The following is a 9537-nucleotide window of genomic DNA, read 5'->3' as shown; positions in this document are numbered from 1 at the left end:
GGGAGCAGGGAGCAGGGAGCAGGGAGCAGGGAGCAGGGAGCAGGGAGCAGGGAGCTCCGGGAGAGGGGGAGCTTTGGGAGAGGGGGAGCTTTGGGAGAGAAAGGCTTTCTCTGCTTTAGAGGAGATAGAAAAATAAGTACATTTTGAAAACCAGATTTCGTATAACACATACCCTCTACTCACATCTTGCATCTTTACCTAATGTTACTGGTTGGGGTTGAGTCTTGAAGTCTTGAAGTAATGAGTAATGAGTTAAAGAATTAATGCGATCGCGCTTAAAAGGAGGCAGGAGGTTGGTATAGATGGGGACTTCAACCCGATTGGGCGAGGCACAAAGGCTTTACTTTAATTTAACTAAAAATCTTCCCTCCTGCCTCCTGCCTCCTGCCTCCTGCCTCACCCGAAGGGGGTTAAAAATTGGTTGACCTTTGCTACGATCTTAGGTTAAAGAGAAATGAACTTTTTCTGAGGTTAATTTAGTAAAGAGATTGTTGGGTTTCGTTGCCTCAACCCAACCTACAAGAGTGCTTTTGTATATCTCCGGGCAATACTGCTTTTGTTAAGAGAAAATTATTGATTAGAGTAAGGTTGAAAGGAGATTAATTATAAAGCCAAAAACCCCTCTCCCTGCTCCGGTGCTCCCTGCTTCCTCAAAATAAATATGTTTGATTCAAAACCTACGCAGTATTGTATCTCCGGGTGCTTTCCCACAGGGGAAGAGGGATAGCTTTTCAACAAATCTTGCTAGGTAATTCCTGCAAAACTCTTTGAAAGATTGATGGGTCTGACAAAGATTGAGATACAATTAATGAACCTTGAACAGCGATCGCCGTATCTTCTCCTTTTTTTCTCGCTAATTCAGGTTCCATCCCTGATTCAATTAACACATCTGCAATTTCTGAGATCCATAGGGAAAATAATTTCTGTAACTTCTCCCGGAACAAATCTTTGGTGGCACTAGGTTGCAAACTAGCTAAAATACAAGGCTGCTCCCCTGAAGAGTACAACTTGTCGATACCTTGGCACATTTTCTCTAATTTTTCTATTGTACTGCCATCACTCCTGAGAGGCTGCAATACATATTCTCTTAATCCTGTTTCGGCATAGTCTAACACTGCTGTGAGCATTTCTGTTTTCCCTTGAGGAAAGTGATGGTAGAGACTAGCTTTACCTAATCCAGTTGCTTGAGAAATTTTAGAAAGAGTGACTCCATCATAACCATATTGGCGAAATAGTTGAAATAGATCGGGTATATAGGTTTCTTTGGGCATTAGCAAAAGTTTTAAAGTTTATATTAATATTGTACCAAACATTCGGTATGTTATGTTGAAGCTCTTGCATTATTGTAGTAATAAATAAAACTTAAATTACTTATGAGTAACGAGTAAGAAGTTATGAGTTAAAGAGTTAATGCTAAACGCTTAAAAATTGGTTGACCTTTGCAAGATCTTAGACTAAAGAGAAATGAACTTTTTCTGAGGTTAATTTAGTACATAAGTTCTGGTGAAAGATCTGAACTATTTTCCTAGTTAACTAGCGCTATATTATATATTAAAAACAATCAAATAATCAGCCATGCCTAATTTGAGTCTAGATATTCGCAATTTACAAATTAAATTCACTGGAGACAACCAAAATAAGATAGCAGTAGATCAAATTAGTTTTCAAGTTCCTCTAGGTAAAACATTAGGTATTGTGGGAGAATCAGGATCCGGTAAATCGATAACTTCTTTGGGGATTATGGGGTTACTCCCTAATTCAGGTAAAATTACCAGGGGAGAAATTTGGTTTTATCCAGAAAATGAAGAGCAACCATTTAACTTATTGACTCTCAATGAAGGGGCAAAACGAGATTATCGCGGGGGGAAAATAGCGATGATTTTCCAAGAACCTATGAGTTCTCTAAATCCAGTATACAATATCGGCTTCCAAATCGAAGAAGCTATTATGCTTCATCGTCAAGTCTCAAAATCAGAGGCTAGACGCCAAGCTAGTGCTTTACTACAAGAAGTTAAGCTATTACCATCGGACCAGGAATTACAGGAAGAATATATTACTCGTTTCTATCCAGAAAATCTTGATTTAGTTGCCAGCGATCGCCAAATCAATCAATATATCAATCAAAGAAAGCATGATTTACTCAATCGCTATCCTCACCAATTGTCAGGAGGACAGTTACAAAGAGTAATGATTGCTATGGCAATTTCCTGTAACCCACAAGTACTAATTGCTGATGAACCGACTACAGCCTTAGATGTTACGGTCCAAGCAACTATCCTCAAGCTATTACGGGATTTATGTCAAGCGCGAAATATGTCTATGATTTTTATTTCCCATGATTTAGGGGTAATTGCCGAAATGGTGGACGAAGTTGTGGTAATGTACCGAGGTAAAATTGTCGAATCTGGTCCCATAGAAGCAGTCTTATCCCAGCCTCAGCATCCCTATACTAAGGGTTTACTCGCCTGTAGACCACCTTTAGCCGAAAAATGGGACCGTTTACCTACCCTAGAAGATTTTCTCGACACAGAAGAGGAAAAGCCGCGAGAAACTCCTCAAGTTATCTCAGTGACTGAACAACAAGAACGTTTAACTAAACTATTAAATAATGAAGCCTTGATTAAAGTTAAAGACCTCTGTGTAGGCTTTCCCCAAAAAGGAATGTTTGGCTTAAAAAAAAGCTATATGATGGCAGTAAACCATGTATCCTTTGATTTATATCGGGGAGAAACTCTCGGCTTAGTGGGAGAATCCGGCTGTGGTAAATCAACCTTAGCAAGGGCAATTCTTCGCCTAATTCCAGTTTTACAAGGGGAAATCAAGTTTCAGGGAGAAGATATCACCAAATTGGGGTTGAGAAACGAACGTTTACGCCGTTTGCGACGAGAAATGCAAATAGTATTTCAAAATCCCTATAGTTCTCTAAATCCTCGTATGAGTGTGGGAAAGGCAATTATGGAACCAATGATGATTCATGGTTTAAAAGAAACAACATCACCGAAACAAAGAACTAAATATCTCTTAGAAAGAGTAGGATTAAGCGCTGATGCTATTAATCGCTATCCCCATGAATTCTCCGGAGGACAACGTCAGAGAATTTGCATCGCTAGGGCTTTAGCTGTTAACCCTAAGTTTATAATATGTGATGAATCAGTATCAGCCTTAGATGTATCTGTACAAGCACAAGTACTTAATCTGTTAAAAGAGTTACAGGAAGAATTTGATTTAAGTTATATTTTTATCTCTCATGACCTGAGTGTAGTGAAATTTATCAGCGATCGCATCATGGTCATGAACAAGGGTAAAATAGAAGAAATCGGCAGTGCTGAAGAAATTTATCGCGCTCCCACTCAAGCTTATACTCAAGAGTTAATTAATTCTATTCCTGCCGCTAGTTTAACTATATGAATAAAAGAATAATTGGCTTAACAGGAGGAATTGGCACGGGAAAAACCGCTATATCTGACTATCTAGCCAAACAATATCAAATACCCATACTCGATGCCGATATTTATGCTCGTGAAGCAGTACAATTAAATTCTCCCATATTAGATTTAATTATAGAGCGCTATGGGGAATCTATAATACTTCCTGACGGTAATCTTAATCGTAAAGCAATAGGAAAAATCATTTTTAATGATGCAGCGGAGAAAGAGTGGTTAGAATCTCAAATACATCCCTACGTGTACCAAAGATTTCAAGATGCAATCAATAGTCTTGAAGATTCAGTCATAGTTTTAGTCATTCCTTTGTTATTTGAAGCAAAAATGACGGACTTAGTTACAGAAATTTGGGTAGTTACCTGTCCTGAATCAGTACAAATTAGTAGAATTAAAGAAAGAGATGGTTTAGAAACCTCTGAGGCGATTTCCCGTATTCGTAGCCAATTACCTCAAGAACAAAAAATAGCTAATGCTGATCTTGTTTTCAACAATGATAGCAATCTCCAAGCCTTACACCTACAAATTGACCTAGCCATGTCTATATCTAAATCCTTGCGTATTGTTTCTTTACTTCCTTCTGCCACTGAAATCGTTAATAGTTTAGGTTTAATTGATTACTTAGTTGGATGTTCCCATGAATGTGATTATCCTCCAGAAGTAAAAAAATTACCAATATGTACTAAAGCCAAAATTAACACGGATCAAAATAGTGCAGCAATTGACGAGGATATACAATCTCTCTGTAAATCTGCCTTAAGTATTTATGATTTAGAAATAGAGACTCTACAACAACTAAAACCTACCCATATTATCACTCAAGACCAGTGCGATTTATGTGCGGTGAGTTTTTCCCTAGTTATGGAAACGGTTAAAGAAATTTTCCCAACTCAACCCGAGGTAATTTCTCTACAACCCAATCAACTAAAGGAAGTTTGGCAGGATATCTCTAGAGTTGCTGATATTTTAAAAATAGACCCTCAACCCCTGTTAAATTCTATTAACTCTCGCCTAGAAGGGATTAAAAAATATACAGACTCTCTCTCCCCCAATCAAATTCCCCAAGTAGTTACGATAGAATGGGTAGATCCCTTGATGGTAGGGGGTAATTGGATTCCCGAATTAGTTACCCTTGCTGGTGGTAACCCCCTATTAAGCGCCAAGGGAGAAACTTCTAGTTATATTAGTTGGGAGCAGTTAGAAGCATCCAAACCAGATATTATAGTTATTATGCCCTGTGGTTTTGATTTAGAGCGTAATTTACAGGAATCAAAAATATTAACCCAATCTCCTCATTGGCAAAATCTCCCAGCAGTACAAAACAATAGGGTATTTTTAGTAGATGGTAATGCTTATTTTAACCGTCCAGGACCTCGTTTAGTAGATTCTTTGGAAATATTAGCAGAAATCTTCCATTCTCAGCAGTTTAACTTTGGTTATCAGCATCAAGGATGGAAAATATTTGCTTAATTTAAAATATTTACTCATTACTTAGGGCTTGCTTTTTACTTCGTTTTACCATTACCATAAAAAACATTTAGAATTTAGAATTTAGAATTTAGAATTACTTTTTAAGTATTTATACTTATTTTAGGAAGACACAAATCCTTTTAGCCACCAAATAAATAAGTTTTTTCCTGAGCTAATAAAAGTACATAAGTTCTGATGGAAGATCCGAGTTTCTCTCTAAAATCACTGAGAACGTCTAGCGATTTCTACTTGAATTGCTTCTATAGTTTCTTGCAAAGAACTTTCATATATGTTGTAAAATAAAGTTCTTAAATCTTGAGACTCCATATCTGGTTCTACCATGACTTCATAACTAATTAAGAATTCTTCATCCCTCATTTTTCGTACTGTCCAACTTCCCTCAAGACTCTTAACATCCCCTTCAATGACTCTAAATTGAATTGTATTAGGATAGTCTTCTGTAACTAATATTTTAACTTCTGAACGTCTAGAAAAGAATAGTATTGAAAAAACCTGTACTTGGCTGAATACTTTCTCATTGCCGCGATTTTCCAATAAGGTACTTTCTGCCACATTAGGTAGATATTGTTCAAAATTGTCATAATCTGTGAGAACTTTCCAGATAGTATCAATATTACCCTTAACAGCTACAGAAACCTTGTAATCCCCTTGACTACCTCTTACATAAACTGTATTAATTTCTGGTTTACTCTCTCTTTTGCTATTCGAGTAAACTGTCTCTAAAGTTTTACTTTCTTCTTTGTTGCCGATTAATTCTGGCCTATTCCCTATCAAGAGTACCTTTTGTTGCTCACTGTAGGCTGAGGAAAGCCAAGATTGTGAGTTTAGTAGACTTACAGAATTTATAGATGATTGGGGAATTGTAACTAATTCTCTAAATAAAGCTCGATTAAAGTTAGTTTCGGTAATTAGAGTCAAAAGTAGTAAATATGGCATTTAAAAAATTATGTAAGTAAATTTGGTTTTTGTCAAAAATTTAGTAGTTTCCCCAACTATAATTGAGAATATTTAGTTGGGGTGCTTTTAATTTTCCTTACTTATTTTTATCATATTAGAGATAAGAGTTAACCAAAGATGTTTTGTAGGACCAAGTTCATTCTAACTTAGAAAAGCTCGCACGCAAGTACAAAAGTACTGAAATTCGCCAACAGGCTCCGAATCAATTTTTAATAGGTTAGGATCAATTCTTTAACTCATTACTTCAAGACTTCAAGACTCCAAAACTCATTACTCATTACTTCTTACTCATTACTCAACCTCAACCAGTAACATTAGGTAAAGATGCGAGGGTCTGAGTCTAAGGGTTATCCTCTTGTAATAAGCCGATTAGTAAAGCCGCAGGTGGTTGACTATATGGCCAAGCAAAGGCATGGCGAAAGGCAGCATCTTGACAGGCTTGCAGTTGATGAAAGTCGATTACATCTTGAGTAAGGAGATTCTCAAATTCAAAGGGTAACCTAACGTTATGTAAACCCGCATTGTCGGTAGAAATAACTATATCTACACCAGCATCAAAACAGCGGTCAAAAACTACTTTCAGTTGATGAAGATTATCGAGAGTTCCTGTTTTTAAGTAAGTTGTGGGACAAACTTCTAAACATTGTCCTCTAGCAGCTACGTCTGGCAAGAGTTCAGGGTATTTTAAGGGGATTTGGATACCATGGCCAATTCTCTGGAGATAGGGTAATAATTCCGGGTAGCAACCATCTACTGTTTCGTATAAGTGACCTGTGGTTTTTAACCCCAGACTTTGGGCATATTTGTATAAACCGATAAATTCTTCTAGGCGATCGCCATAATGAGAATCTCCTCCTGCTACATCTATACCGCAAACATATTTGGGCATAGCTGCGGCTAAATCAATAATTGCTTTATTAACAGTATAGGGGAGTCGAGAGTGCATACAGAGAATTTGACTAGTAATCATGGGATATTCTTTGACTTGAGAAGCCTTTCCCACAACTTCCACAATTTTAGTCATAGCTGTAATTCTCTCAGCTTCACTCAAATGTTCTGGAGTTCTCAAATAGGGGGTATATCTGAGTTCTAAATAGGCTAAATTTTCAAAAATGTAGGCCCCTCGAATCAAGCGATAAATAAAATAGGGTAAAGTGTCTACCATTTGCACACTTTCTACAAGGGTATGCAGTTCTAAATATTCATCTAATGTACTTCTTTTTTTAGTGTAAAATATCTCAAATTCCCGATAATCTGGGAAGCGTTCGGCTAAATCAGAGTTATGGCGTTGAAAATAACGCCAGAGAATCCTAGGAACTACGGATCCTCCAAGATGACGATGTAAATCTGCATAAAGTGCCATAAATACTCCTGATGTATATAACTTAGTGACTTGACAAAAGTAGCAAAAACTATTAATAATAATAGTTTGTGTATACTTTAACTAGTTTAATAAGCTCTTGGCTAACGTTATCGTAATTGGTGCCCAATGGGGCGACGAAGGAAAAGGCAAAATAACAGATTTGTTGAGTCATTCTGCTGATGTAGTGGTTCGGCCCCAAGGCGGGGTAAATGCCGGACACACTGTGGTTGTTCAAGGACAAACATTTAAGCTGCATTTGATACCTTCTGGTATTCTGTATCCTGATACAGAGTGTATTATAGGATCTGGGACAGTGATAGATCCTAAAGTACTATTAGAAGAAATAGATGCTTTAGAAGCTCTAAATGTTTCAATCAGTAAGCTAATGATTTCTCAAACAGCTCACGTGACGATGCCCTATCATCGTCTAATAGATAAAGCAGCAGAGGAACGCCGTGGTAAGTACAAAATTGGTACAACAGGACGCGGCATAGGACCCACCTATGCTGATAAATCAGAACGGACAGGGATTAGAATTATAGACTTGATGGAAACAGAAACCTCCCTGGCGAAAATAGAGTGGGCAATTAACTATAAAAATGTGGTTTTAGAAAAACTTTACAATCTACCTCCATTAGATGTTAAACAAGTTATAGAAGAATACCATTCGTATGCGGAAAGATTAAGACCTCACGTGATAGATAGTTCGTTGAAAATTGCTGAAGCAGTGCGCCAAAAGAAAAATATTCTTTTTGAAGGCGCTCAAGGAACTTTATTAGACTTAGATCACGGAACATATCCCTATGTTACTTCATCTAATCCCATCGCAGGAGGTGCCTGTGTGGGGGCGGGAGTAGGACCAACAATCATAGACCGCGTGATTGGTGTAGCTAAAGCATACACCACTAGGGTAGGGGAAGGACCATTTCCCACAGAACTTCATGATAAAATAGGAGAGTTATTAGGCGATCGCGGTGCCGAATTTGGCACTACCACTGGGAGAAGGCGCCGCTGTGGTTGGTTCGATGCTGTTATCTGTCGTTATGCAGTAAGAATTAATGGTTTAGATTGTTTGGCAATTACTAAACTTGATGTTCTAGATGGACTCGAAGAAATCAAAGTTTGTGTCGCCTACGAAATTGATGGCCAAGTCTGCCATAATTTTCCCAGTGATGCCCGCTCTTTTGCACGCTGTCAGCCTATTTATGAAACTTTACCAGGCTGGCAAACGTCTACTAGCGGTTGTCGTAGTTTGTCCGATTTACCAACCCAAGCCCTAAATTATCTGAAATTTCTCGCTGAACTGATGGAGGTACCCATCTCTATTGTCTCAATTGGTGCTGGTCGAGAGCAAACTATTATTGTTGAAGATCCTATTCACGGTCCGAAGCGTGCCCTGTTAGATAGTAACGGCACCCCCGTAACTACTCAAGATTTACATACTTTTTAAACACCTATACCCTTTAGTGATTAATCATGAATATTACCTTAGAATGTCAAGTTAGACCAAAAGATGCTAAACCTAGAGCTTTACGCCGTCAAGGACAGATTCCCGGAGTTTTATACGGACATAAGGGAGTTGAGTCTGTTTCTCTAGTTATTACTCAAGATAAAGTTAATAAGTTATTGAGAGAAGCTTCTTTGAACAATACTCTTGTTGACCTAAATGTTACTGATCTTCCTTGGAATGGCAAAGTTTTAATTAAAGAAGTACAGTCTCATCCCTGGAAACCACAAATATACCATCTGAGTTTTTTCTCGGTATCCGCAGGAGAACGTCTAAATATTACTGTGCCTGTACACTTTGTGGGCAATCCAGTCGGCTTAAAAAATGGTGGTATTTTAGAACACTTAGTGACAGAAGTACAAGTTCAATGTATTCCTTCTAATATTCCAGAAGCTCTAGAAGTTGATATTGCTAATCTAGAAGTGGGAGAATCCCTGTTTGTTAAAGATTTACCAGCTTCTGAAGGAGTTGAAATTATGGATGATCCTGAAAAAATTGTGGTTTCAGTGGTTACTCCCTCTAGATCTGAGGAATCACCTTCACAAGGAGAAACTGAATCTCTAGAACAATCAATACTTTAATGATGTCTCTAGGTGAAATGAGGCAGATAAATGGGTTTAAGTGGACAAAAAAATAGTCCACTCCATTTATTTATATAATTTGGCTTTTTCGTGATTATGGTGTAAATTGTTCTGTTTGTTACATTTTATTCCTTCTTCCTGTCAAGGGGTGCAATAAACTTACTCAAAATTGCCAGCGAAAGCGGAGAGCGCCTTAGA

The 9537-nt window shown here is 37.8% G+C and carries 7 protein-coding genes; 4 read left to right on the top strand and 3 right to left on the bottom strand.

All coding sequences use genetic code 11. The features are described from left to right. Positions 1-731: 731 nt before the first annotated feature. Entirely contained in the window at positions 732-1271 is a 540-nt protein-coding gene (locus MW688_RS17130) for a TetR/AcrR family transcriptional regulator (protein WP_486737229.1), read from the bottom strand. Positions 1272-1575: 304 nt separating this feature from the next. Between MW688_RS17130 and MW688_RS17125 the strand changes: the two genes are divergently transcribed. Then, entirely contained in the window at positions 1576-3408 is a 1833-nt protein-coding gene (locus MW688_RS17125) for an ABC transporter ATP-binding protein (protein WP_486737228.1), read from the top strand. Further along, the gene (gene coaE, locus MW688_RS17120) at positions 3405-4910 is read left to right on the top strand and encodes a dephospho-CoA kinase (protein WP_486737227.1); all 1506 of its coding nucleotides are present in this window, start codon (positions 3405-3407) and stop codon (positions 4908-4910) included. Before MW688_RS17125 ends, coaE begins: the two co-directional genes overlap by 4 nt. A gap of 222 nt (positions 4911-5132) precedes the next feature. On the opposite strand, the gene MW688_RS17115 is transcribed toward coaE, so the two are convergent. Together MW688_RS17115 and MW688_RS17110 are read right to left on the bottom strand one after the other, a co-directional pair. Further along, on the bottom strand, positions 5133-5867 hold the full coding sequence (locus MW688_RS17115; protein ID WP_486737226.1) for an SRPBCC family protein: 735 nt from the start codon (positions 5865-5867) through the stop codon (positions 5133-5135). A 361-nt stretch (positions 5868-6228) separates the two neighbouring features. Beyond that, complete coding sequence (locus MW688_RS17110) at positions 6229-7251, bottom strand: adenosine deaminase (protein ID WP_486737225.1); 1023 nt, start codon at positions 7249-7251, stop codon at positions 6229-6231. A gap of 97 nt (positions 7252-7348) precedes the next feature. On the opposite strand from MW688_RS17110, the gene MW688_RS17105 reads away from it, so the two are divergent. Further along, complete coding sequence (locus MW688_RS17105; RefSeq protein ID WP_486737224.1) at positions 7349-8701, top strand: adenylosuccinate synthase; 1353 nt, start codon at positions 7349-7351, stop codon at positions 8699-8701. A 26-nt stretch (positions 8702-8727) separates the two neighbouring features. Further along, positions 8728-9339 carry a 50S ribosomal protein L25/general stress protein Ctc gene (locus MW688_RS17100; RefSeq protein ID WP_486737223.1) on the top strand — a complete coding sequence of 204 codons (612 nt, stop codon included), beginning with the start codon at positions 8728-8730 and terminating at the stop codon, positions 9337-9339. The last annotated feature ends 198 nt before the right edge of the window (positions 9340-9537 follow it).

The organism is Johannesbaptistia floridana (genome assembly GCF_057440575.1).
This window is presented reverse-complemented; position numbering and strand designations above follow the sequence as displayed.